The organism is Tatumella sp. UBA2305, from assembly GCF_002345795.1.
Classification (GTDB): domain Bacteria; phylum Pseudomonadota; class Gammaproteobacteria; order Enterobacterales; family Enterobacteriaceae; genus Tatumella; species Tatumella morbirosei.
In genome coordinates, this window is record NZ_DDVT01000026.1 from 33,049 (window position 1) to 58,697 (window position 25,649).

21 protein-coding genes are annotated in these 25,649 nt (G+C 50.2%); 7 read left to right on the forward strand and 14 right to left on the reverse strand.

All coding sequences use genetic code 11. From position 1 onward, the window contains the following. Positions 1 to 29: 29 nt before the first annotated feature. The 5 genes from B3Z23_RS17965 to B3Z23_RS17985 all read right to left on the reverse strand — a co-directional run bounded on the left by B3Z23_RS17965 (position 30) and on the right by B3Z23_RS17985 (position 5,118). Positions 30 to 470, reverse strand: coding sequence for a PTS sugar transporter subunit IIA (locus B3Z23_RS17965; RefSeq protein ID WP_038019967.1), 441 nt, complete (start codon positions 468 to 470; stop codon positions 30 to 32). A gap of 203 nt (positions 471 to 673) precedes the next feature. Continuing rightward, on the reverse strand, positions 674 to 2,638 hold the full coding sequence (locus B3Z23_RS17970; RefSeq protein WP_294912656.1) for an FUSC family protein: 1,965 nt from the start codon (positions 2,636 to 2,638) through the stop codon (positions 674 to 676). Between the two features lie 276 nt (positions 2,639 to 2,914). Further along, positions 2,915 to 3,475: a DsbA family protein gene (locus B3Z23_RS17975; protein WP_294912657.1), complete on the reverse strand. Its 561-nt coding sequence runs from the start codon at positions 3,473 to 3,475 to the stop codon at positions 2,915 to 2,917. A 178-nt stretch (positions 3,476 to 3,653) separates the two neighbouring features. Further along, entirely contained in the window at positions 3,654 to 4,397 is a 744-nt protein-coding gene (locus tag B3Z23_RS17980; RefSeq protein ID WP_294912658.1) for an aspartate/glutamate racemase family protein, read from the reverse strand. Positions 4,398 to 4,413: 16 nt separating this feature from the next. Further along, a complete protein-coding gene (locus B3Z23_RS17985; protein WP_294912659.1) occupies positions 4,414 to 5,118 on the reverse strand; it encodes a GntR family transcriptional regulator in 705 nt (234 codons plus the stop codon). A gap of 136 nt (positions 5,119 to 5,254) precedes the next feature. On the opposite strand from B3Z23_RS17985, the gene B3Z23_RS17990 reads away from it, so the two are divergent. Beyond that, on the forward strand, positions 5,255 to 6,739 hold the full coding sequence (locus tag B3Z23_RS17990; protein ID WP_294912661.1) for an NCS1 family nucleobase:cation symporter-1: 1,485 nt from the start codon (positions 5,255 to 5,257) through the stop codon (positions 6,737 to 6,739). 147 nt (positions 6,740 to 6,886) lie between these two features. Continuing rightward, positions 6,887 to 7,489: a 2OG-Fe(II) oxygenase gene (locus tag B3Z23_RS17995; RefSeq protein WP_294912662.1), complete on the forward strand. Its 603-nt coding sequence runs from the start codon at positions 6,887 to 6,889 to the stop codon at positions 7,487 to 7,489. Between the two features lie 45 nt (positions 7,490 to 7,534). Here B3Z23_RS17995 and B3Z23_RS18000 read toward each other — a convergent pair whose 3' ends face one another. Next, on the reverse strand, positions 7,535 to 8,953 hold the full coding sequence (locus tag B3Z23_RS18000) for an MFS transporter (RefSeq protein WP_294912663.1): 1,419 nt from the start codon (positions 8,951 to 8,953) through the stop codon (positions 7,535 to 7,537). Positions 8,954 to 9,079: 126 nt separating this feature from the next. Here B3Z23_RS18000 and B3Z23_RS18005 point away from each other — a divergent pair, with 126 nt between their 5' ends. The 3 genes from B3Z23_RS18005 (at position 9,080) to B3Z23_RS18015 (ending at position 11,775) form a co-directional block, all read left to right on the forward strand. After that, positions 9,080 to 10,240, forward strand: coding sequence for an MFS transporter (locus B3Z23_RS18005; RefSeq protein WP_294912665.1), 1,161 nt, complete (start codon positions 9,080 to 9,082; stop codon positions 10,238 to 10,240). Between the two features lie 206 nt (positions 10,241 to 10,446). After that, positions 10,447 to 11,052, forward strand: a complete 606-nt coding sequence (locus B3Z23_RS18010; RefSeq protein WP_294912667.1) for a cupin — start codon at positions 10,447 to 10,449, stop codon at positions 11,050 to 11,052. 30 nt (positions 11,053 to 11,082) lie between these two features. Beyond that, positions 11,083 to 11,775 carry an NADPH-dependent F420 reductase gene (locus tag B3Z23_RS18015; protein WP_294912669.1) on the forward strand — a complete coding sequence of 231 codons (693 nt, stop codon included), beginning with the start codon at positions 11,083 to 11,085 and terminating at the stop codon, positions 11,773 to 11,775. 63 nt (positions 11,776 to 11,838) lie between these two features. Here the strand turns inward: B3Z23_RS18015 and B3Z23_RS18020 are convergent, their stop codons facing one another. The 8 genes from B3Z23_RS18020 to mdoC all read right to left on the reverse strand — a co-directional run bounded on the left by B3Z23_RS18020 (position 11,839) and on the right by mdoC (position 21,226). Then, positions 11,839 to 13,263 carry a c-type cytochrome gene (locus tag B3Z23_RS18020; RefSeq protein WP_414716513.1) on the reverse strand — a complete coding sequence of 475 codons (1,425 nt, stop codon included), beginning with the start codon at positions 13,261 to 13,263 and terminating at the stop codon, positions 11,839 to 11,841. After that, positions 13,260 to 14,915 (reverse strand): GMC family oxidoreductase, encoded by a 1,656-nt coding sequence (locus tag B3Z23_RS18025; RefSeq protein ID WP_294912671.1) that lies wholly within the window; start codon positions 14,913 to 14,915, stop codon positions 13,260 to 13,262. Before B3Z23_RS18025 ends, B3Z23_RS18020 begins: the two co-directional genes overlap by 4 nt. Before the next feature lie 27 nt (positions 14,916 to 14,942). Next, positions 14,943 to 15,512, reverse strand: a complete 570-nt coding sequence (locus B3Z23_RS18030) for a sugar dehydrogenase complex small subunit (RefSeq protein WP_294912673.1) — start codon at positions 15,510 to 15,512, stop codon at positions 14,943 to 14,945. Positions 15,513 to 15,702: 190 nt separating this feature from the next. After that, positions 15,703 to 16,485, reverse strand: coding sequence for an ABC transporter ATP-binding protein (locus tag B3Z23_RS18035; RefSeq protein ID WP_294912675.1), 783 nt, complete (start codon positions 16,483 to 16,485; stop codon positions 15,703 to 15,705). After that, positions 16,482 to 17,246, reverse strand: coding sequence for an ABC transporter permease (locus B3Z23_RS18040; protein WP_294912678.1), 765 nt, complete (start codon positions 17,244 to 17,246; stop codon positions 16,482 to 16,484). Before B3Z23_RS18040 ends, B3Z23_RS18035 begins: the two co-directional genes overlap by 4 nt. 9 nt (positions 17,247 to 17,255) lie before the next feature. Then, positions 17,256 to 18,272 (reverse strand): ABC transporter substrate-binding protein, encoded by a 1,017-nt coding sequence (locus B3Z23_RS18045; protein ID WP_294912680.1) that lies wholly within the window; start codon positions 18,270 to 18,272, stop codon positions 17,256 to 17,258. Positions 18,273 to 18,449: 177 nt separating this feature from the next. After that, positions 18,450 to 19,958: a SulP family inorganic anion transporter gene (locus B3Z23_RS18050; protein WP_414716514.1), complete on the reverse strand. Its 1,509-nt coding sequence runs from the start codon at positions 19,956 to 19,958 to the stop codon at positions 18,450 to 18,452. Between the two features lie 143 nt (positions 19,959 to 20,101). Beyond that, the gene (mdoC, locus tag B3Z23_RS18055) at positions 20,102 to 21,226 is read right to left on the reverse strand and encodes a glucans biosynthesis protein MdoC (RefSeq protein WP_294912682.1); all 1,125 of its coding nucleotides are present in this window, start codon (positions 21,224 to 21,226) and stop codon (positions 20,102 to 20,104) included. 258 nt (positions 21,227 to 21,484) lie between these two features. On the opposite strand from mdoC, the gene B3Z23_RS18060 reads away from it, so the two are divergent. Further along, positions 21,485 to 23,020 carry a glucan biosynthesis protein G gene (locus B3Z23_RS18060; RefSeq protein WP_294912816.1) on the forward strand — a complete coding sequence of 512 codons (1,536 nt, stop codon included), beginning with the start codon at positions 21,485 to 21,487 and terminating at the stop codon, positions 23,018 to 23,020. After that, entirely contained in the window at positions 23,013 to 25,565 is a 2,553-nt protein-coding gene (gene mdoH, locus B3Z23_RS18065) for a glucans biosynthesis glucosyltransferase MdoH (protein ID WP_294912685.1), read from the forward strand. Before B3Z23_RS18060 ends, mdoH begins: the two co-directional genes overlap by 8 nt. Positions 25,566 to 25,649: the final 84 nt, after the last annotated feature.

Genomic DNA, 25,649 nt, shown 5'->3' on the forward strand with positions numbered 1-25,649 from the left:
CCGGAGTTTAAATAACGTCACTGTGTTGTTTAATAACGGTTAATCACTTCGAGAATAGTCTCGCGGTTACCTGTAGCGAGAAGATCAATATTTTCCTCTTCATCCAGTAACTCAGCCAGTGAGGAGATCAGTGATATATGGCTGTCAGCATCTTTGGCTGCAAGGAAAAAAATGACTTTGACCGGGTCGTTGTCCGTGCTGCCGAAGTCCACACCCTGTTTAATCACCAGTAGTGAAAGGCCTACGCCGACTGAGCCATTTTCAGGACGGCTATGGGGCATGGCGACGCCCGGTGCCAGCACATAGTAGGGACCGGTGCGCCCGTGTTCGGCAATAATTTCATCAATATAGCGCTGGGTGATGATCCCTTGTTTTAACAAAGGGTCTCCCGACAATGTAATGGCTTGCTGCCAGTCGGCAACAGAGTCACAAATATGGATATTTTGGTCATTCAGATAATCAACTAACATTGCATACCCTTTTCATAATGAAAACCGCAGGGATTTAAAAAGCCTTTTAAATCAGTGTCTCACATTACATAAAGCCGATAGCTAATGTTGTGATGTATTTCACAATTAATTGCGGGATAGCTGTAACAAAAGGGTAGGGAGTGGTATCTGCCGGTGTCAGTGGAAAACCGGTGACCACTGACAGGCAGAAGCACAGAAAGAGATTAGCGACTGATTAATTCACCACGGTAGGTACTGAGTAAATTCTGTAAATCATTGACTACCATGGTTATTTTTTCATTATCTGGCAGGATATTTATCACCCCCAGATATTCGTGCAGCAACTGCTGAAGCCTGATATAAGCACGCTCCCGCTGAATAGCCATTTTTTGCCTGGATAAATCCTCGGCAGTTTCACGAATTTGCTGGTGAAACTCTGACAGTGTTTGCAAATATGGGATGTTTAATGCAGTGATCCGTCGGTAAATAATAATCAGATTAATCGCCAGCCGGTAACGCATTAATTTGCGACTGTCGAGGGTAATGAGCAGTAGCAGGTCATCATACAACGCACTAAGGCGGCTGACTTTACGGCGTTTGGGATTGGTTGTCAGAGTCTGCAGTGACGTGGTGAGGATATTACGTAGCAGGGAATTCGACATCGAACTGCGACTAAGGTCAGGAATTAACCAGATAATCAGTAGAGTCACGATAGCACCAATAATCTGTCCCAACGCACTGTCCAGGTAGTGATTAAAACTAAAGGTTTCCGGATTGGTAATTGGAATTAAGTTGAAAATAAACATCAGTGATGCACCACTGCCTGGCATTTTCCACTGTACGCAAAGCGAAAAGAAAAACACCAGCAGACCGACGGAGATGATCAACAATGTGAAGCTCTGCTGAGTTCCGGGCAAAACAATCAGATAATAGAAGATACTGATCGGAAGGATGTAGATCATTCCGTAGATAAAATCGACCGCCACTGTACGTGGGTTTTCGGCCCGCATTGCCAGAGTAGAAACAATACTCGAAATAATCAGAAATCCGGTGACAGCACTGGAGGTGGTGGTAAACCACAGACAACAGCCTACGGCACCGGTCAGAAAGGTACGGAATCCATTGACCAGGGCATGAGCTTTTTGTACTGAGGCTGCGGCATTGATCTCGTAACGGCCAATGATCTCTTTTTCGACATCATGTAATGGCATTTTGGAGTGGACGCCGGTACATAGAATGCGTAACTCCTTTAGCCCCTTAATCCATGATGAGAGTGCATGTGGGGTCTGCACGGGGGAAAGTTGAGGAATCAGCAGGGTAAGCTGATGAATTTTCTGGGACAGCGTAACCTGAGTATCGGGAATCTGACTGAATAACATATACCAGCTGGTGCTACGTTTTTCAGGCCGCAGGTGGAAATACTGCCAGGTTTCGTACGTCAGGGTACATAAATGGAACATCAGTCCGTTGATTCCTTTCAGACGCTGATGTAGTGCCGGGTTATTGTGTGTTGACTCCATTTTTAAGACCTGGCGCATTGCATTAAATTTCTTGCATTCCGCCAGCATATGTTTAAAACGATCTTCGAATTCCTGCTCGGTTGTTGCGGTAAAACAGCAGGACATCAGCCCAAATAAAGCCATCGGGCTTTCATCAATAAAGCGTCTGATTTGCGGTTTAATACTACGTGGCAGAAAGATTAAATCTGAGAAAATAATACACAATAATCCAAGCGATATTTCCAGAGATCGGTAGATGGCAATCTGCGGTGCCGCCTGCGGGGTCTGCCAGGCGGTAACAAGGATGATAAACACCGAATAGCCAGCCAGACCAAACGCGTAAGAGATTTCCTGTTTAACTACGGTGAACAGCCAGGAAAAAAATCCGGCCCACAGACAGCAAGCAAACAACATCAGTACCGGGGCGCGGGCTAATCCGCAGATAATAATTACGGCCCCCAGTGAACCGACCGCTGTTCCTATCAGTCGCAAAAAACCCCTGAATCTTAAAACGCCAGTCATCGGCTCGCCGCCTGAGGCGAAGGCCGGAGAAGCTGCAATGATAGCCACCGTCATCATTGACCATTTGGGGGTATCCAGTTGCAGAACAAAGCTCAAAACTAACGCCATCACCAGGGCAAAAGTCGTTTTGCAGGCAAAACGCAGCCGAAAAAGTAATGAATTATGCATTTTTTATTGAATCATTATTTAAATAGTTGCAGGCAGCCCAAAAAAAGCCACACCATGACGCGAGCAACCCTTATAAGGGTTACAAAACAATGGGTTAAATTAACGATGCATCTGGGGAATGTCCACACAGGAATAAGGTGATAAAACTCATCTTACGCCTTTGTGAAGAAACACAAAAGTGTGATTTACATCAAAGTAATAAAAAATATTTCAGGAGTCATTATGGCGGGAGGGGGAAAATTACGGTAAACAGACCGGCTGTTTACCGCATTCTGTTTAGTCTTTGCGGATACGTTCAGCCCACTGGCTAATCTCTTCGCCACTGCCCATATCGGCCTGAATCAGTCCATTAATCATGAAGGTCGGCGATACATGAATCCCGTTCTGCCGGGAATATTTACAGTGCCATTTTATCAGTTGTTGTAGTTCTGGCTTGTCAAACGGCTCACCGACACTGATACCGCTGTATTTTTCCAGTCGTTCAAGGATCTGCTGTGGCGTGGCATCCATATTCGGGCCACGGCAGTGATCGGTAAACTCGAACTCTTCGCGGTGATCCCCCACCGCTTTAAGAATTTTCAGCGCTGCAGCATTACCCTCCGGCAGAGTTAACGCTGCCAGAATGGCACGGGTGATAACTCCGGAAAACATATGCCAGGGTTGTGACTGCAGATAAATTTTCACGGTTAACTGGTCTTCACCCATCAGGCTTATCAGACCATCCAGCTTGTTAAAAGCACGTACCGAGAAAGGGCAGGTCGGTTCAAGGAAAACTTCGAGTAACGCTGGTCCATGGCCCAGTGTCAGAGCTTTGGCGGAAACCGGTGTTGCAGCCATAATTATCCTCATGATTCATTGCAGACCAGTAATGCCGGTCTGGTGCGATGGAAAACAACAGCGGTATAGCCGTTGTTTTTATGATTCCAAAAGTCTTTTCAGGATAAGGGGCATAACTCAATGATGCAACGGCGGTCAGTGCTGCCCCGTGCATGCCGCGACCTGTAAGACTTGATGCTCAGACAGGACTAAGGTCAGAGAAGATGCCACTCAGTGGTTTAGCGACCGGATAAGCCAGATCACCAATCTTGCTGGTGGTTAACCTTAGACTAAGTAGTGATTCCATCAGTTTCACGGCAGCGGTAACTCCGTCAATGACCGGGATACCCAGTTCTGAGGTCAGTTGTTCCGCCAGTCCGGCCATCCCTCCACATCCCAGAACCACAGCACCACTGTTATCCTGTTGCATGACAAGACGGCACTGCTCGCGTATCCGATCTCTCGCCAGTGTACTGCTCTCTTCCAGAGATAATACGGGTAAATCGATGGTCCGGATCGCGGCACAGTGTTCTGTAAAACCGTATTGCTTTAACAGGTGTCTGGCGATGATCACTGTCCTGGGCAGAGTCGTCACAATGCTAAACCGGGTAGAGACCATGGTGGCCACATGCATCGCCGCTTCGGCAATACCCAGTACAGGGCCACTAGCCAGTTCTCTGGCGGCTAACAGTCCCGGGTCACCGAAGCAGGCGATTATATGCCCATTAGCGCCTTGCTGACGTCCCTGATGAATCTGCTGTAACACCCCCACCGTTGCAATGGCTTCGTCAAAATGACCTTCAATAGAACCCACACCAGACTGCGGATTCACTGCCAGAATCCGCGTACCCGCAGAAGCCACTGATCTGGCAGCCGTGGCCATATTTTCGGTCATGGACTGGCTGGTGTTAGGATTGATTAATTGTATACAATGCTGACTCATTTTTACTCCGATGCATTTAGGCTGAAAACAGTTTCCGGAAATCCGGAGGCGGGGTTTTGTTATTGTTGAAATTCAGGCTGCCAACAATATTCTCAAAGTGCTGCTGTAATAAAGAACCCAGCAATGGCACATCCTTTTCCTGCAGAGCTTCCAGTAATTGATGGTGCTCTGACTCACGACACCCTTGTTGCCACTGGCTCCCCCAGGCGGCAATCACCAGCGACGAACGCAGGGTCAGGTTGGTGATAATGTCACTGACCACCGGATTGTCGGCCACGGCATGCAGCCGGATGTGAAACATCGCTGAGTAGCGAATGGCCGCTGCAGCATCCCGTTGATGATGTGCCTGATGCTCCTGCATCATAATCTCAGTCAATTCCTGCACATCGGCAGGGCGTACCCGGGTTGTCACATCCGGTAAATTGGCCAGTTCTACCAGTGAACGGGTACGGAAAATATGCCGTGATTCTCGCTCATCGGGGTTGGCCACGAATGCACCACGCTTGGGCGTCATATTGACCATTTGCACTGTAGCAAGGCATGTCAGTACTTTTCTGATTCCTGTGCGGCTAATACCAAAGGCCTCAGCCAAAGCTTCCTCCGGCAGTTTGCTGCCTGGCGGTAACTGATGCTCAACGATTGCTTTCATTAACGCTTCACGAATTTTGTGCTCTTTTTCATGTACTTCGGCGTTTTCGCGATAGGGGCTGGCGCTAAACATGGTGTTCTCCTGAATCACTGTCTGTATTAGGTATACTCATTTTTTAAATTTTGTATACAAAAAAATGAAAACTGGTCCGGATCCTGCAGGGTGTTATGAGTCTAATACTATTCAGCAATCTACAGGGGCTGCAACTATGCCAAAAAATGAATCACAGAATTCCGGGCTCATCAAACCAGGTTACAGTCCGCGCTTAACTAATGATGATTTAGCGCCGGTCCGGGAACAACACTGGAACTGGTATAATATTTTTTCCTTCTGGATGTCAGATGTACACAGTATGGGGGGGTATGTGGTCGCCGCCAGTTTCTTCGCGCTGGGCCTGGCGGGCTGGCAGGTCCTGTTATGCCTGTTAGCAGGGATCTGCATTGTGCAGGTTTTTGCCAATCTGGTCGCGAAGCCGAGTCAGCAGAGCGGAGTCCCTTATGCGGTAGTGTGCCGTCAGGCTTTTGGGGTATTTGGGGCAAATATTCCGGCAATCATTCGTGGCTTAATCGCGTTTGCCTGGTACGGTATTCAGACCTGGCTGGCATCTAACGCGCTGATGCTGGTTCTGTTGAAATTCTGGCCATCGCTGGTGCCCATGACAGCCCCCCACTTCCTCGGTTTATCAGCTCTCGGCTGGATATGTTTCGCCGTGATGTGGGTATTACAGGCACTGGTCTTCTGGCACGGCATGAGTGCCATTAAGCGTTTTATCGATATCGCGGGGCCCGCAGTATATATCGTTATGCTGTCACTGGCTGTGTGGATTATCTCACAGACCGGTTTCTCCGGGATTTCTCTGACGCTTTCCGAAAAATCTCTTTCTCCTGCAGCTCAGGGCTGGCAGATGATTACTGCGGTGGCTCTGGTGGTTTCTTACTTCTCCGGGCCGTTACTGAACTTTGGCGATTTCTCACGTTATGCCGGCAGTATGCAGGATATCCGTCGTGGTAACCGCTGGGGATTGCCGTTTAACTTTTTACTGTTTTCCATCATTACCGTGGTCATTGTCTCCGGGACTCACTCATTATTTGGGAGAATGATTACCGACCCTATTGAAACGGTATCTCAGGTGGGGAGTGGGGTAGCGATGGCGGTCGCATTGCTCACGATGATCACCGCGACTATCGGAATCAATATTGTGGCAAACTTTGTCTCGCCGGCGTTCGATTTTTCTAACTGCGCACCGCAAAAAATCAGCTTCCGTATGGGCGGGATGATTGCAGCCGTCGGGTCTGTCATTCTGACGCCATGGAACCTGTTCCAGTCTCCGGAACTCATCCACTACACGCTGGATGTATTGGGTTCGTTCATTGGGCCACTGTTTGGCATTCTGTTGTGTGACTTCTATCTGATTAATCGCAGCCAGATTAAAACCGACGATTTGTTTAACGCTACTCCGTCAGGGGCTTATTGGTACCGGAGCGGTTTTAATCCGAAAGCGATTTTGGCACTGATCCCGTCAGTCGCTTTGTGTCTGGTCATAAGTTTTATTCCTGCATTGCATGAAATTGCCAATTTTAGCTGGTTTATTGGCGTCGCACTGGCCGCGGGTATCTATTACCGTGTTGCTCTGGTCAAACAGGGGGCACGGACCGATGCCGCTCTGACAGCCCGCGCAACGAAAGATATCTGAGCCTGAGGGGACAGTCAGCCTGACCAGTCTGTCAGGCTGACACTTTTCCTCTAAAATCCTTCCCTGGTCACAATGAATCCGATGGTTGCTACCCAGCCATCCGGCTATAATCACGACACTTTCCATGTTACCCGTCGCAGAGGCGCTATGCTTGATTCTGACGTGTTAGTTCAACACCTGTGTGAACAGGGGTGGTTTTATCAGCAAAACGTACTGGATTCCGCTCTGGTGTCACAGTTAGCCGAAATATGCCATAACCGTACCTTCCTGCAAGCAGGGATCGGTCAGGGGGTAAAAAACATAATTAATGAGTCGATCCGTTCAGACAGCATCAGCTGGATAGACAAGGATGAACAGCTGCCGGCTATCCGTGATTATCTGGGATTGGTAGAAACTATTCGTCAGCTACTTAATCGTGAGTTCTATCTGGGGCTCAACGATTTTGAAGGGCATTTTTCCCGCTATCCCAGCGGAGCCTATTACAAACCGCATTATGATTGCTTTGCCAATGATAAACGCAGGGCCGTGACGCTGATTATGTATATCAACCAGAACTGGCATCCACAGGACGGGGGACAACTGTGCCTGCATCTGCCGGAAGGGGAAAGATTGATAGAGCCGGTGGCTGGCAGTGTTATTTGTTTCCTGTCGGAACAAATTCTGCACGAAGTTAAACCCGCACATAAAGAAAGAATGGCGCTGACCGGCTGGTATATTCGTAATAACGGGCAGGATTACTACTACAGTTGAATGAGCTGCCGGGAACCTGAGCACCCGGCAAGCAATACGGGTAGGTTACTTACGTCCTGCCGCGACCTGGCTCCCTGCATTCTTCTCCAGTAACAGAATGTCCATCATCGCTATCAGACATAATATCCCTAAAGCAATAAACGACAGGCGGAAGCTGACCGCCGGAAGCTGTGACAACCATTCGACGCTGTGACTCAGTTTTTGTGTAAGAAACAGACTCAGTGCACAGAAAGTGATACCTACTCCCATCGATAACTGTGATGAGGCGCTGAACAGGGAGTTTGCATGGCTCATCTGAGCTTTAGGTACGTCACAGAACACCAGGGTGTTAATGGCGGTAAATTGCAGAGAACGGACCACTCCGCCAAGGAACAACACCAGCATTATCAGTGCATGAGGGGTCTGGGCGGTGAAAAAGGCACAGATAACCATACCTAAAACATTCAGTAAGCCATTAATGGTCAGAACGGTTTTAAAGCCAAATGCTCTGAGTATTGAGGTGGTGGCAGGCTTAATGGCAAGGTTTCCGGCAAATACTGCCAGCACCAGTAAGCCAGAATGAAAAGCATCCATATGAAAACCCACCTGAAACATCAGCGGTAACAGAAAGGGTACCGCGGAAATGGCGGCCCTGAACAGGAAGCCTCCGACCAGCGTTGCCCTGAATGTCGGAATGGCCAGGGCGTCCATACGGATCATTGGTTCCGGAACCCGGATCATATGTCGGTAACTCAGCCAGAATCCGGCCAGGCTGATGATCAGTAACCCAAGGGTCAGAACCATCGGAACCGATGAAGAGACCATCTCCATACTACAGACGAACCCAATCATCGACAGTGTTGACAGGATAAAACCGGTCACATCGAACGGACGCTTCTCCGTGTCGCTGTTATTTTTCATGAGCCGACGGGCCAGTATGAAACCAGCAATTCCCAGAGGCAGATTCAGGAAAAATATCCAACGCCAGTTGAAATAGTCGGTGATAAAGCCACCCAGAGGGGGGCCGATAACCGGGGCGACCAGTGCCGGCCAGGTCAGGGTAGCAATGGCGGTGATCAACTGATCTTTTGGCGTATTCTTTAACACTGCCAGTCGTCCGACGGGAACCATCAGTGCGCCACCGGCACCCTGCAGAATGCGCATCGCCACAAACATTGGCAGATTATCTGACAGTCCACACAATACTGAAGAGAGGGTGAAGATCGCCAGTGCCAGAGAAAAAACGTTTTTAGCACCATAACGATCGGCAATCCAGCCACTGACCGGAATGAGTACCGCCAGGGTCAGCAGATAAGCACTGATCCCCAGATTAAGTCGTGTGACCTCGGTGGAAAAGGTTTTTGCCATATAAGGTAACGCAGTAGCGATAACGGTACCGTCGAGGAACTCCATGAAAAAAGCACCAGCGACCAGCAATGCGACAGCGGAGACGGACTTATTCGAATTATTTATCAATCCAGACATGACTCTTGCTTATCAGAGATGAGACTATACAGGTGAGGGAATAATAACGAATCAGTGAAATCGATGCACCTCATGAATGTATGTAATTTTGTTTACTGAATATTAATTAAATGTATTGGAGTTTGTGTGCAAAAAAAAGACACGGGTATCGGTATGGCGTTGCTGGCGATGGCTATCGGAGGATTCGCCATAGGGACAGGTGAGTTTGTCATTATGGGGCTGCTGCCTGATGTCGCTCATGGCCTGGGACATTCAGTGACCAGTACCGGTAATGCAATTACCAGTTATGCGTTGGGGGTGGTTTTTGGGGCACCGTTGATTGCGGTATTAGGTGCTCAGGCTTCACGTCAGCGTTTACTGATTTTCCTCATGGGATTATTTGCTGCAGGCAATATTGCCAGCGCCCTGGTTCCGGGATATTTCAGTTTTGTGCTGGCAAGGTTTATCAGTGGATTACCGCATGGCGCATATTTTGGTATTGCTTCACTGGTGGCCGCCTCGATGGTACCGGCAGAGCAACGTGGTAAAGCTATCGGGCGGATGATGACCGGTCTGACGGTCGCGACGTTACTTGGCGTACCGCTGGCGGCCTGGATGGGCCACCATCTTAACTGGCATTATGCTTTCCTGTTTGTGGGTATTTGTGCGCTGATCTCACTGCTGATGGTGATCCGTTATGTTCCCCATTTGCCCGGTGACAAAACCGCGCATCCGTTACATGAACTGACCGCCCTGAAAACACCTCAGGTGTTACTGGTGCTTCTGACCGGAGCTGCAGGATTTGGCGGAATGTTTGCGGTGTTCAGCTATATCACTCCGACGCTGGTTCATGTCGCAGGAATGCCTGGCTGGGCTATTCCATGGGTCATGGCTGCATTCGGGCTGGGGATGATTGTGGGTATGTCTACCGGCGGTAAGCTCTCTGACTGGAGTGTCAGAAAAGGGATCACTGTGGCTCTGGTGTGGAATCTGGTGGTGATGATGCTTTTCCCGCTGATGGCAACTCACGCCCTGAGCGGAGTGATTGCCACTTTCCTGATTGGCACCACTTCGATGCTCATTCCATGCCTGCAGATTCGTTTGATGGATGTCGCGGGTAAAGCCCAGACTCTGGCGGCAGCAATGAATCATTCAGCATTAAATATTGCTAATGCATTAGGAGCATTTTTAGGGGGGGTGGTGATCGATGCCGGATACGGGTGGACCTCTACAGCCGGCGTCGGTGCAGCATTAGGTATCATCGGACTGCTGGCATATCTCAGTTCGTTGAGGCGCAAAAAAGCGTAACAATCCTCCTGTGTTTCTTCAGTTTCAGACATCTTCTGAGACAATTTTCCGGAAAACACAGACCGTCCGGGCTTTACAAATAGCCGGGCGGGTTTTATACCTGAAAGAGCAGGATCGTTTCAGCTCGTGTCAGACACTACCGGTCTGTCGCATGTCATTCTCAGTGCCGGATACTCTGGCACTGTTAACTAATGCAAGGGGGAAAAATGTCTGTCGATTCCCGCCGGGATTTTTTACGTGTGATGAGCGGCATTGCTCTGACCACACCATTACTGTTATCTGCGGCTGCCCGTGGTGAAACAGTGTCCCGCATCACTCCGGAACATTTCAGATTATCCACAAATGGCTGGGTGCCTAATAACCCGAATCTGCCGGTACTGCTTTACCGCCAGGTTTTGCCATTATCCGGCAATATAACCCAAAATTCAGAAAGCGCATTTCAGCAACATGGCTGGCCACCCCAGTGGGTGGCCGGGGTGTTCGATTTTCACCATTACCACAGCACAGCACATGAAGTGCTGGGGTTTGTTGGTGGTGAAGCAAAATTGATGCTCGGTGGTCCCGGAGGGAAAACCGTGACTGTACATGCGGGAGATGTGGCACTCCTGCCGGCCGGAACGGGTCACTGTAATCTTGGCAGCAGCGATGACTTTCTGGTTATCGGCGCCTATCCGCCGGATCAGCACTGGGACATTTGTCGTTCTGCGCCCACGGCCGCGATGCAGAAAAGTATCGATACCCTGGCTTATCCGCACCAGGACCCCGTCAGTGGCCAGCCACAGCCATTAATGACGTTATGGGACAGGACATAAATTAATTTTTCGTCAAAAGAGGAGGTCTTTGTGACTGGATTCAAACGTTGGTTAATGGGGGGCCTGATGCTGGCCGGAGTCGTGGCCGCTCATGCAGAAACATTACCTACGATTGGTATTATCGGTGCCGGTCAGATGGGCGGTACGCTGGCAACGCTGTGGAGTAAAGCCGGGTATCCGGTTATCTTATCGTCAAGGCATCCGGACCAGCTAAAGGCTCAGGTAACAGAACTTGGCCGGCAGGCCAGTGCGGCCAGTGTGCAACAGGCAGCAGAAAAAGCCAACATTGTGGTGCTGGCTGTTCCCTACGGAGCACTGCCGTCACTGGCTAAATCAGTCGGGAGTGAACTTAAAGGAAAAGTGGTACTCGATGTGAGTAATCCCTATCCTGGAAGAGATGGTAATGTTGCCGAACAGGCCCTCAGTAAAGGGGTAGGGCTTTACAGTGGTGGGTTATTCCCCGGCGCAAAACTGGTACGGGGCTTTAATTCAATTGCTGCCGCGACGCTCAGTTCAGAAGCTCACCGTTCAGGAGAAAAACTTGCGGTTCCGCTGGCAGGCGATGATCAACAAGCTTTGAAAGAGATATCATCGCTGGTCACTGCTGCCGGATTTGATCCGGTGGTAGTCGGTGGTCTGGACAAAGCGCGGCTGTTTCAGCCGGGCAGCTCGCTGTTCCTGAGTAGTCTGACCCGTCAGCAGTTACAACAACAGTTAAAATAGTCATAAAAATGGGGGGCCGACTGGCCCCCCGTATTTCGGTGTTAATTCAGCGTTCAATGATGATTAAGCTTTGCGACGGCTACGACGTAACCGGAATGCCACCAATAACAGGATGATAATAATTACCCCAACCACCATCGCCGGAATCATATAGGGCTGCAGTGCAACGAGTGCCGGAGGGTGCCCACCTTTACGAACCCAGGCAACATCACCTGCCTTCACCGTCACCGCAGGATTACCGTAGTTATGCAGGACATAATTACTGATATCCGCAATCTGTTGATCGGTCAGGTTATCCACATAGGTAGGCGAACTGAAACCTGGCATCAGCACCTGATGATCTTTAGTGTTGCGTTGAACCCCAAACAGAATAGTCGCAATCAGGTTCTGTGGGTGAATCATCCCGGTCGCAGTATTATGGAACAGCGAAGGATAGGCCTGATTCTTACTCCCTGCACCATCTGGCTGGTGGCAGCTGGCACAGTTTCCGCTGAATAAGGCAGCACCGCTGGTTAAAGAGTCACGGGCATTATTAGGCGCCATACCGCGCACCTGATCATCAACATTGGTGGAAGATGAACCATAGCTATAAGCCGCCTGAGTCTCACCAGGAGTACGAATAGGTGTGGTTTGTTTCAGATAAGTGGCAATTGCCTGCAAATCACTGTCTGGCAGGTACTGCAGGCTGTGTTCAACGGCTTCAGCCATCCCGCCAGCTGCCTGATTTTTACCTGCCGCACGACCGGTTTTCAGGTACTCCACAATCTCATCGTTACTCCAGCCCCCAATACCACTGACTTTATCTGAAGTGATGTTAGGCGCATACCAGCTACCCAGATGAGCACCCGCCAGGGGCTGATCCGTCTGCTCATTCATCATAAAGCCACGTGGCGTATGGCAGGTGTCACAGTGCGCCAGACCGTTGACCAGATAATTACCGCGATTCCATTCGGCACTTTTCTGCGCATCTGGCTGGAATGTCTTGTTGTCCGCGTACAACAAATTCCAGAACTTCATGCTAAAACGCATATTAAACGGGAATGAGAGCCGGGTTTCTGTATTTTGCTGAACAACCGGTTTCACGCCATGCATAAAGTAGTAATAAAGTGCATGGGCATCGCTGTCTGTCATCATCCGGTAAGAGGTATAGGGCATGGCAGGATACAACTGAGCACCATCTGCCCGGACCCCATGTCGAACCGCCTCAATAAACTGCTGTTCAGTGTATTTACCGATCCCTGTTGCCGGATCCGGGGTAATGTTGGTGGAATAAATCGCCCCCATCGGCGAAGCAATCGCATAACCGCCACTGAACGCTGTCTTACTGCCGGGCGCGGTGTGACATGCCTGACAGTCAGAGGCTGTCGCTACCTGTTCACCTTTTTGCAGTAATGTCTGATCGATATCCGCCGCATTTGCCGCCAGCGAACTCATACCGCCGCACAGCAGCCCCAGTAAGGTGAGTTTTATCCGCGAGAATCGTTTCATGCGAACTCCTTCATACGCAAGGAAATATCGTGTGCAGCTTTCAGACCGAGAGCAGCCATACTCAGAGTACTGTTTACCACGCTGGCAGAAGGAATTGCGCCACCACCCGGTAACCATAAATTTTCATGGTCAAAGGTCCGGCAGTTACCATCGACCACGGCATCTTTAACGCTTTTACCCATGATGGTTCCGCCCATAATATGGTTATTCGCGTTCAGCGCAGTGGTGATATTGAACTCTTTGCCATTGAACAGAGAACCAATGTGTTGCAGTTGCTCATGGGCCGCGGTCGCGCCTTTGCGCACATAATCACCCACATCGTAATGAATGTCAGGGCATGCCAGGCCATGAGGGTCTTTCCGGGTTTTGCTGAGTGTCAGGCGGTTTTCCGGATTGGGTAATGGTTCCAGACTGATGGAGAGATCGACCCCGTGAATCGAACGGTAACGGATCTCTTCATCCAGTGCTTTCCCGACCAGACCTTTAGCCAGAGCCTGTTTGGTGGCAGGAACAACCCTCGAAATATTATTCAGGATCATTTTGTTAGCAGAATATTCGCTACGGAATGCACCGTCACGAGGACCGACCATACAGCTACTCTGCGCAGGGCCGCGACCCAGCCAGACAGGTTCTTCGGTCAGGAAGCTACAGTGGAAACCGGAGTGGTCCATCATGTTACGACCGACCATATCTGAGCTGTTGGCAATCCCTGTCGGGTTTGCTTTGTTCGCTGCCTGTAACAACAGACGCGGCGTCTCAATCCCGTTACACGCCAACGCGAAAGCTTTACCGGTCGCTTTGTGTGATGCGCCTTGATTGTCCAGCCAGTGCACCGCAGTGACCCGGTTATTGTCATCAGTATCGATTTTGTAAACCACCGATTCCGCCAGAACTACCGCACCTTTGCTCTCAGCACGCTCAACATGGTGGATACCGTTATACATTGCACCAATCGGACAGATAGGCTGGCAGTTATTGTTACCACAGCATACCGGGCGACCTTCCCACGGACGGGTACTCCGGCCTTGTGGGATTGGAACAAGATTATAGCCATGCGGGTTAACCACGCTGGCAAAATAAGTATCGCCGTGGGCAAAGGGTACCATATCCATCGGATAAGGCCGGCTACGTTCACTGGGTGACTGCATAGAGGGATCGCTCGGGCCCGCGACACCAATTTCATATTCCGCTTCGCAGTACCAGGGTTCCATCTCGTCATAAGAGATTGGCCAGTCACGGCCCACGCCGTATTTACTTTTCATCACAAAGTCACTTGGGTGGTGACGCCAGCAGGAGGCAGCCCAGTGCCAGGTGGTGCCTCCGACAGTACGCAGGTAGCCTTGCTGGAAGCTACCGGCACTTGGACCGGTGACATTGACATAGTTATTCGGTGGAAAGTAGAGCGGGGCAGGTGCCAGTGGCGACTGCGGATATAAGCCCTGGAAATCTGAACCGGCGCGGTTAGCAAACGGCATATTACGCCAGTTTTCTACGGCCTGAGCACGGCTGATTCGTAACCCGGCTTCGAGTATCAGTACTGAATATCCCTGACTGACCAGCCTGTCTGCAATCAGTCCGCCAACAATACCGGAGCCCACAATAACAATATCCGCGGAGGCATCGCCGCCCGCAGTAAATTCAGGTTTTTTCATCATCATCGTTCTGTTTTTAAGTTTTATTTACAGGTTGTCGATCAGTTCAGGATCGAGAGGGTCGGGTACGGGCACTGTCCACCAAAGCGGACCATTGCCGCAGTAGGTGGGGACCACTAATCCATCGCTGACGGTGTCGTACATTAATGCTTCTTTATACGCAACGAGGGTACCTTTGTAGTCGTCACCAATCGTACCGGTATACCAGGAGGTTACGATTTGCTGCAGAAAATCACCCAGGCCGGCGGCCACTGCTTTGTCTTTAAAAGCAATGGCGGTATCGCCCGTCTGATACAACTGCGCAAGCCGGGTAATTTTGCTGCTGAACTGATTGTCCCGTTTGATAAACGCGCTCAGGAAGTGAGCGGCCAACTGAGGGTTGATATGTTTGTGTTCGGTGATTGCCTGCGAAACACTGATAAAGTCCTGAGTTGTATCGCCACCATGAACCACACTGCTGGCAAAACTTCGTAATGGCAGAGAAGCCACCAGACCACTGGCAGTTAACACCAGGGCGGATTTAATAAATCCCCTGCGACTGGAACCGGTTCCATTTTCCGGTAGATCGGTTTGACTTTGCTCAAATATTTGCTTCATTGGAAATCCACATCTGTCATTCTACTTGTGATGGAAGTCACATTCTATAATCAAAAGAAAAGAGTTTGTTAAAAAGAATTGATGTTAAGGAAGGAAAAAAGCACTTTTTGTTCTTAACCTGCTCCGGAGTGTTACAACATTAACCCTGCTTGTCCGGGATTGCAGCAAACAGGGTCACTCCTGAAACGGCCTATATTGCGGCCATTTCCCGTTTAAATACCTGCAAAGTATGGGCTTTTACGCGGATAAACTCCGGGTCGCTCATGGCTTCTGCAGTGCGTGGTCGTGATAAGCCGAAAGGTACAATTTCCGCAATCCGGGTCGGACGCCGTGTCAGCAACAAAATCTCATCGGCGAGAAAAACAGCATCTTCCAGATCATGAGAAACAATAAACATGGTGATGCCGGTAGCCATCTGCACCTGTTGTAGCTTATCTCTGATGAACAGCGTCATTTCGAAATCCAGCGCAGAAAAGGGTTCATCCAGGAACAGCACTTCCGGAGAAATAGCCAGCGCGCGCATGATACACACCGTCTGCTGCTGTCCGCCGGAAAGCTCATACGGATAGCGCTGTAAATCGAAGCGAATATCAAACAGCGCTGCCAGTTCATCAACACGGGCTTTGACCTGAGCTTTACTGTAACCATGGCGGATTAACGGATAAGCGATGTTTTTCCAACTGGTCATCCATGGAAACAACGCATCGCGGTAATTCTGGAATACGTAACCGATACGGGTTTCTGTCAGTGTTTTACCATCAAACAGGACCTGACCACTATCCATCGGCATCAGGCCGGCAATCATATTCATCAGGGTGGATTTACCGCAACCATTTGGACCGAACACCGAAATGATTTTTCCACGCGGCAGGTCCAGATTAAAGTTCTGATACAGAGGTTGTCCGGCAAAGCTTTTACACAGCCCCCGTACCGAGACCTGCGAATCCGGTTTTGCATAATCAGGCAGACTCATGATTTCCCACTCCAGTGGATAAAGCGTTTCTCGATAAGTAAGAATGCGAGGTTCAACAGATAGCCAAAAGCCCCGGTAAACAGGATAGAGGCATACATATCATTGATATTAAATAACTGTTGAGCATCGATGATCCGGTGACCCAGCCCGGTCTCTGAACCGATAAACATTTCGGCCACAATCACAATCACCAGTGCCATCGAGACGCCGGTACGCAGACCGACAAAAGTTTGGGGCAGACTTTCAATCAGCATCACATCCTTGAATACATGCCATGAGGAAACCCCCATCACCCGGGCTGCCATAATGCGGGTTTTACGGGCATTCATCACCCCATAGGCACTGTTAAATAAAATCACCAGTACGGCAGCAAACGCAGCAATCGCGATTTTGTTGGCATCTGTGATCCCGAAAATCAGCATAAACAAGGGGATGAGTGCTGAAGAGGGGGTGGAGCGGAAGAAATCCACCAGGAATTCAACACTGCGATACACTTTCTCGCTGCTACCGAGCATCACCCCGAGAGGCACACCGATGGCTGCTGCAATCACGAACGCCATCAGGGTCCGGTATAGTGTGGCCGCAATATCGGTATTCATGCTGCCACTGATTAACGCATGGTAAAGGTATGAAAGCGTCTCCAGTGGCGCTGGCAGTAATACAGGGTTTAACCATCGGGCACTGACTGCGGTCTGCCACAGCAGCAACAACACCACCGGGCCTATCAGCGGTAAAAAGGTTTCGGCACGAAAACGGGTCATGGCTACTCCTTATGCGCGATAGATCAGGCTGCTAACGTCCACTTTCTGGCGAAAAATCTTACGTTCCGTAAAGACATCATAGAATTTCTGGAACCATTGCAAATTATCGCCGGTTAGTTGCGGGTACATCACAAAGCCGGGTAAGGGGACTTCGCTGACCAGTGCCGGAGTGATACTGGTATAACCGGCGATATATTTACGTGCCTGGTCCGGGTTTTTAGTGACAAAATCAGCGGCATCTCCGTAGGCTTTGATAAACGCTTGTGCTTTAGCAGACTGTGAACTAATAAACTGGCTGGTGAGTGCGGCAGCACCACCGAACCAGGGCGCGTTTTCATCTCCCAGGACATAGCGGGAGATGACGCCGGTTTCCAGGACTTTCCCCATATGGTTGACCCGAGCCACCGTCCCGGTGGGCTCCAGGGTATAGACCCCGTCAATCTGGCCTGCGGCCAGTGACGGGGCATGTTGTCCAACCGGTAACTCGATAATCTGTGGATTTTCAAAACCATTTTTCTCAAGAATGATTTTCGCCATAGTGACATTCTGAATGCCCGGGCCACTGGCTATTTTCTTGCCTTTAAGATCAGCGATGCTTTTGGCGGTGCTGTTGGCCGGAATCAGGAACTCATCCAGCACCATATTCTTATTTGACGGATTCGCGCAGATGATTTTGAACAGTCCCGGACTGGAGATTTCACCCAGTCCCAGCGCGCCTGTCGCGGTTCCGTTGGCACAACCATGAATTCGGCCGGTCAGCATGGATTCCACCACCTGCTGGGGGCTGGCAAATTTGACGGCCCTGACATTCAGCCCGGCCTGTTTGAAAATACCTTTTTCTATCCCTGCATACAGCGGCAGTCCGCCGACAATCGGCCAGTAGCCGATCAGTATTTCGTCATCCGCGGCAAAGGCCTGGCTGATTCCGGCCAGCGGATTCAGTGCCAGCCCACCCAGAGCCAGACCTGACAGCTGAAGGAAGCGACGGCGTTGTGCAGAATGGTTGTTGTTTTTATCCCGGGTCATGGGCATCTCCTGATAGCGAAAGTGGTATTCAAACTTGTATACCAACCACTAAGCAGAAAGCGTGCCAATCTTCAGAGAGAAGGAATAACTACCGTTGGAGCATCTCAGGCCACAGGGAAAGCGGTAATCAGTGCATCATTCAGGTGCACTGATTACCACCGGTTGTGCAGTGATCATTCAGCCAAGATTACCGCTCAGGCGCTGGTGGAGCTCTTTACTGCGCCCGTTCAGACCGATAATCGTGACCCTGGCATGATAACGCTGATAGCGTTGTTCAATGGCATCCAGAGCCGCTACGGTGGAAGCATCCCAGATAACAGCAGAAGAAAGATCGATAGTGACGTCGGAAGGATCATCGGCATAACTGAAATGTTCATACAGATCATTACTGCTGGCAAAAAACAGCGGCCCGTGTACCCGATAACAGACCGAACGGCCATCTTCAGACAGTTGCCGCTCAGCATAAATGACATGGCTGAGTCGACGGGCAAACCACAGTATAGCCAGCAGGACTCCGCTGACGACGCCTAACGCCAGATTGCCGGTCGCCACAGTGATACCGACAGTAGCCAGCATGATGAATGTTTCAGATACCGGAAACCGTTTCAGTGTTTGCGGGCTGATGCTGTGCCAGTTCAGTGTCTTCACTGCCACGACCATCATAATCGCGGCCAGTACCACCATCGGGATATGGGCCAGTACCCGGCTCAACACACTCACCAGTAACAACAGGACTAAACCCGCGACCAGGGTCGAAATACGACTTCTTGCTTTACCAAGACCGACGTTGACGATGGTCTGACCAATCATAGCGCATCCGGCGATTCCACCGTAAAATCCGGCAAAGATGTTAGCAATACCCAGTCCGGTCGCTTCGCGCAGTTTTGAAGAGGGCGTATCGGTCAGATCATCCACCACCTTTGCCGTAAGCAAGGTTTCTATCATCCCGACCAGTGCCACACTCACGGCGGTTGGCCAGATAATCTGTAGAGTGGTGATATTCAGGGGAACCAACAGCTGGGTCAGGCCAGGCAAGCCGCCACTCATGGAGCCTTCATCCCCGACGTTAGGTACGGAGTAACCCGTTCCCCAGGTGATGGCGGTGACCAAAACAATGGCTATCAGTGGGGCAGGGACAGCAGTGAATACCCGGGGTAACAGCAAAACCACCGCCAGGGTGATGGCAAAAAACACCCAGACAACAGGGGATTGGCCCCAGACATGGGGGACCTGGGCGAAAAAAATCAGTATTCCCAAAGCATTCACAAAACCGGTCATCACCGAGCGTGGGATATAACGCATCATGCGGGTCATCCCTGAGAGGCCAAATATAATCTGCAGAATTCCCGCCAACACCACGGTTGGCAGGATATAGTGAATTCCGTGTTGATGAACCATCGGGCCTATGACTAACGCAACCGAACCTGCGGCAGCACTGACCATCGCAGGACGCCCCCCCAAAATACTGAGGGTCAGACAAATCACTACCGAAGCTATCAGGCTAACCTGTGGCGCAACGCCGGAAACCACCGAAAATGAAATCACTTCAGGAATGAGTGCCAGGGCAGTGATTACCCCGGCAAGACATTCGCGGGTCATTAATGCCGGAGATCGCAATACTGAGGTGACTCCGGGTGAATGGTGGGGTGTTACAGTGGCAGATGCCGGGCTATTTTCCTGATTCATAGGATTGGAAACTCATTATCGGTCACGGGTAAAGGGGTGAGTACTACCTGAAGGGGTAATCATGGGATTATATATGATCAACCCTGTTTTCAGCCAGTTGAAACAGGGCTGTGGCTGGCCTCCCTTGTCGGGAGGCCGGGAGATTAGGGTTTTGTGGGCTTGCCTGAAAACAGGAAACGCAATAACGGAATAAGTAAATGAATTTCATACAGCAGGAATGAGACCCCAAATACGCAGAATAAACCGACAAAAAATCCCAGAGTATCATTATGGATGTAAGGCATTAAAAACAAACCAAACATCAGTGTCAACGGATGGTGCACCAGATAAATAAACAGGGAAGCATTGACCAGATACATCACGGTGGCAGAGGAACTGTTGAGAAAACGGTGACCGAGGCTGAAACATATATTCAGCATGCACAGACCCATGGCCATAGAAATCAGCGCATCCAGTTCATAGAGCCAGCCATCACCGGAACTGTATTGCTGATTCAGGTGATAGGCGATAAATACCAGTACCGCGGCGAACCAGATGGGAGGGTGTGGCCGAACAAACAGTGCCTTGGCCTCCGGGTTAGTCCAGGCAATGGCACCGAGCAAAAAGAATGGCAGATAGAACAGTGACTGCATCACCGCAATATTAAACAAGCCATCGCCCAACAGACCTGGGAGTTGCCACAGCAACAGCCGACGTAAGACTGCCCAGCCACACATACAGACCGCTAACGCCAGAAAAATCCGCGGCCAGGTCATGGTCAGTGTGCTCAGACGTTGCTGGTATTTTTTGACGACCGAGAACAGCAGTAACCCTGAGGCTGTCAGCAACAACAGGACCAGTAAAAACCACAGATGCGAAATCAGCTCCCACACCAACGTATTATAATGTTGGTAGGTAGTGAGTTGTGGCCAGTCAGTAAATTTGTCGGACAGATGCTTTAGCATAAAGAATTGCGGAAGAGTGATAAGCGGTATGGCGGCCAGGAATGGGATGCCGACGCGCTCCATCCTGACTTTCAGCCAGCGTAACGGCTGATAGCGTAAATACAGCATGTAGGAAAAATAACCGGAAATCACAAAAAATACCTGCATCCGGAAAGAGTGAATAAATTCGTTAAACAAGGTCAGCCACAGTGAATCCACCGGGCTATTGACGGTCCATTTCTGGCTTGAGTAGATCAGCGACACATGAAAAGGGACACCAAGTAACATCAGCGCGGCCCTGATAGAATCCAGAAAATACTCCCGCGGGGGTTTCGCATTAACCATAAAACTCACTCGTCAGATAAATTAGAACTTTCCGGCAGTAAGCACCGGAAAAATCATACTATAATTGTATCAGACAAGTGTCCGGGGGGCCGGGTTTCGTTCAATATTCTTAAAAAAAAGCGTTCATGAAGATCATTGAGGACAATCTGTCGCCACCGCTGTCAGAATCTCAAATAATCCATTACTATGAGCGCGATTGATTCAGGCACACGCACGCAAGGGGGAGATGTGCTTACTAAAGAACATAAAAAATCAGGGTTGATGAAAATGCACTGGGTTGGTGCTGCAGTCCTGTTTGCCATGTATGCCAATAGCAGTTGGGCATTTGATCTCAATGACGTTGCTAAACAAGCGAAATCTCTGGCGGATAAAAGCTACGACGCACCTAAAAGTAATCTGCCTTCCCAGTTCCGCGATATGAAATTTGCTGATTATCAGAAGATTCAGTTCCGCCGTGACAAAGCGTACTGGGGAAAATTGCGCACGCCTTTCAAACTCGAATTCTATCATCAGGGGATGTACTTTGACCTGCCGGTGAAACTGAATGAAGTGACCGCTTCTTCGGTGCGGGAAATCAAATACAGCCCGGATTATTTTGATTTTGCTAACATTCCGCATGATGCCGATGCGGTTAAAAATCTGGGTTTTGCCGGATTTAAAGTGCTTTACCCGTTGAACAACAAAAATAAACTGGATGAAATCACCAGTTTCCTGGGGGCCAGTTATTTCCGTGTCATCGGGGCCGGCCAGGTTTATGGTCTGTCGGCGCGTGGCCTGGCCATAGATACCGCCTTGCCTTCGGGTGAAGAGTTCCCGAGATTTAAAGAGTTCTGGATTGAACGTCCAAAACCTCAGGACAAGCAGTTGGTTATCTATGCATTGCTGGACTCCCCACGGGCAACCGGGGCATACCGGTTTGTGTTGCATCCGGGCAAAGAGACTACTGTGGATGTTCAGTCTAAAATCTTCCTGCGGGATAATGTAGGCAAACTGGGTATTGCTCCGCTGACCAGTATGTTCCTGTTTGGGGCGAATCAGCCTTCTCCGAACATAAATTACCGTAACGAACTGCATGATTCCGATGGTTTATCCATCCATAACGGTAACGGCGAGTGGATCTGGCGTCCTCTGAATAATCCGAAACGTCTGGCCGTCAGCATTTATACGCTGGAAAATCCGAAAGGTTTTGGTCTGTTGCAGAGAAACCGTGACTTTAGTCATTATCAGGATCTGGATGATCGTTATGATTTGCGCCCAAGTGGCTGGGTTGAACCTCAGGGTGACTGGGGGAAAGGCCACGTAGAGCTGGTTGAGATTCCGACGAACGATGAAACCAACGATAATATCGTGGCTTTCTGGTCGCCGGAGAAAATGCCACAACCTGGTAAAGAGACTGATTTTAACTACCGTTTGCACTTTACCCGCAACGAATCTGAGCTTCATTCACCGGATGTCGCCTGGGTCCAGGATACGTTGCGTTCAGCAGGGGATGTTAAGCAATCGAATCTGGTTCGCCAGCCGGATGGTTCTATCGCATTTGTGATTGATTTTAAAGGCACTGCGATGAGCAAACTTCCTGAGGATACTCAGGTGTCACCTCAGGTGAGTATCGGAGATAACGGCGATGTGGTTGAACAAAATGTCCGTTATAACCCGGTCACTAAAGGCTGGCGTCTGGTCTTGCGGGTTAAAGTGAAAGACCCGAAAAAGACTACCGAAATGCGCGCTGCGTTAGTGAGTGGCGATAAAACGTTGACGGAAACCTGGAGCTATCAGTTACCAGCCAATGAATAAATCAACTTTTACTCCCGAAAAATATGCCGAGGCTCTGCCGCTGTCAGCGACGGAGCAGGCACACCTGCGATCATCCGCCCAGGGCAGTTTCGCGGATTTTCAGCAGCAACTTGGTCATGACAACGCCGCCAGTGAGCGCGAAGATGATGCGCCGCTGAAGTCGGTTTCCGCCAGGGTTCAGATGGCCTGGCCGGACTCTGTCGATGAGGGTCATCAGTTCGGTAAAGATGATCTGGACCGGACGACCCTGAAAGCGACGCCTCCGGTGAAGCGGGCCGGGATGTATCCTGATCCCTGGGAAACCAACCCGATTACCCGGATGTGGGGAGCGATGCGTGGACGGGCGAAAAAGCATGTCCATCATGATCAGGCTAGCATTGATGAGCGGATTGCTGAAGAGAAATGGCGTAATGTCGGGACGGTCCGTCGCTACATTCTGCTGCTTCTGACCATGATTCAGACGGTGGTTGCGACCTGGTACATGAAGACCATTCTGCCTTACCAGGGATGGGGGATGATTGATTCCTCTGATCTGCTGAGCCAGAGTTGGGAACAGACGGTGCTGCAGTTACTGCCCTATGTACTGCAAACCGGGATACTGATTCTGTTTGCTATCCTGTTCTGCTGGGTTTCGGCTGGTTTCTGGACCGCGCTGATGGGCTTTTTACAGCTGATGATTGGCCGGGATAAGTACAGTATTTCTTATTCCACCACCGGCGATGAGCCACTCAATCCGGAACATCGCACGGCGCTGATCATGCCTATCTGCAATGAAGACGTCGAACGAGTATTTGCCGGGTTGCGTGCGACCTGGGAATCAGTGGTCCGTACCGGTAATAGTGAACATTTCGACGTCTACATTCTGAGTGACAGTTATGATGCGGATATTGCGATCGCAGAACAGAAAGCCTGGATGGAACTGGTCCGCGATGTCGGCGGGGCAGGTAAGATCTTTTACCGCCGCCGCCGTCGCCGCGTAAAACGTAAAAGCGGCAACATTGACGACTTTTGCCGTCGCTGGGGCAGCGCGTACAGCTATATGGTGGTACTGGATGCCGATAGTGTGATGAGTGGAGAATGTCTGACAGGCCTGGTTCGTATGATGGAAGCGAATCCTAATGCCGGTATCATCCAGTCGGCACCTAAAGCGTCAGGTATGGATACTCTGTATGCACGCTGTCAGCAATTTGCCACCCGTGTGTATGGTCCGTTATTTACCGCAGGCCTGCATTTCTGGCAACTGGGAGAGTCACACTACTGGGGCCACAACGCCATTATTCGTGTGAAGCCCTTTATCGAGCACTGTGCGCTGGCTCCTTTACCCGGAGAAGGTTCATTTGCCGGCTCTATTCTGTCACACGACTTTGTAGAAGCAGCACTGATGCGTCGTGCCGGTTGGGGGGTGTGGATCGCGTATGATCTGCCGGGTTCCTATGAGGAACTGCCGCCCAATCTGCTGGATGAACTGAAACGTGACCGCCGCTGGTGTCACGGTAACCTGATGAATTTCCGGTTGTTTTTGGTTAAGGGGATGCATCCGGTTCATCGTGCCGTCTTCCTGACCGGGGTGATGTCATATCTGTCTGCGCCGTTGTGGTTCATGTTCCTGGCGTTGTCTACCGCTTTGCAGGTGGTCCACACACTGATTGAGCCGCAATACTTCCTGCAACCGAGACAGCTATTCCCGGTATGGCCACAATGGCGGCCTGAACTGGCGATTGCTTTGTTCTCAACCACTCTGGTGTTGCTGTTCCTGCCAAAACTGTTAAGTATTATTCTTATCTGGTTTAAAGGCTCGAAAGCTTATGGTGGTCCGGTGCGATTGTTTATCTCTCTGATGCTGGAAATGCTGTTTTCCGTGTTACTGGCACCGGTGCGGATGTTGTTTCATACCGTGTTTGTGGTTAGCGCCTTCCTGGGATGGGAAGCGGTCTGGAACTCACCTCAACGTGATGATGATGCTACCCCCTGGAGAGAAGCGTTTGCCCGTCATGGTTCGCAGATGGCCTTGGGGATTATCTGGGCATGGGGGATGGGTTATCTGGACCTGAATTTCCTGTGGTGGCTGGCACCCATTGTCTTCTCGCTGATTTTATCACCGTTTGTTTCGGTGATTTCGAGCCGTGCTACGATTGGCCTGAAAACTCAGCGTGCCAAACTGTTCCTGATTCCGGAAGAGTATGATCCACCGAAAGAGCTGGTCGATACCGATGCTTATCTGCAACTTAACCGTGGAAGAGCACTGGACAATGGCTTTATGCATGCCTTGTTTAACCCGGCATTTAATGCGCTGGCCACCGCAATGGCGACTTCCCGTCATAAGCAAAGTCAGCTATTGGATCATGCCAGAGACCGCAGGGTCGATCAGGCACTCAGCGATGCGCCGGAAAAACTGAACCGTGATCAACGGTTAGGTATTATCAGTGATCCGGTGGTACTTGCGCGGGTGCATAGCCGGTTATGGGAGTCGGGTGAGAAGTATCACCAGTGGCTCAGCAGCTATCAGAAAGATACGCTCAACCCGGCAGCGTTACCTCATCCGTAACACTAAGACAGAATGACCCCTGGCAACCTGTCAGGGGTTTTTTTTGTCTTCAGAAAGGCGAATTAACACAATACCGGGATATAA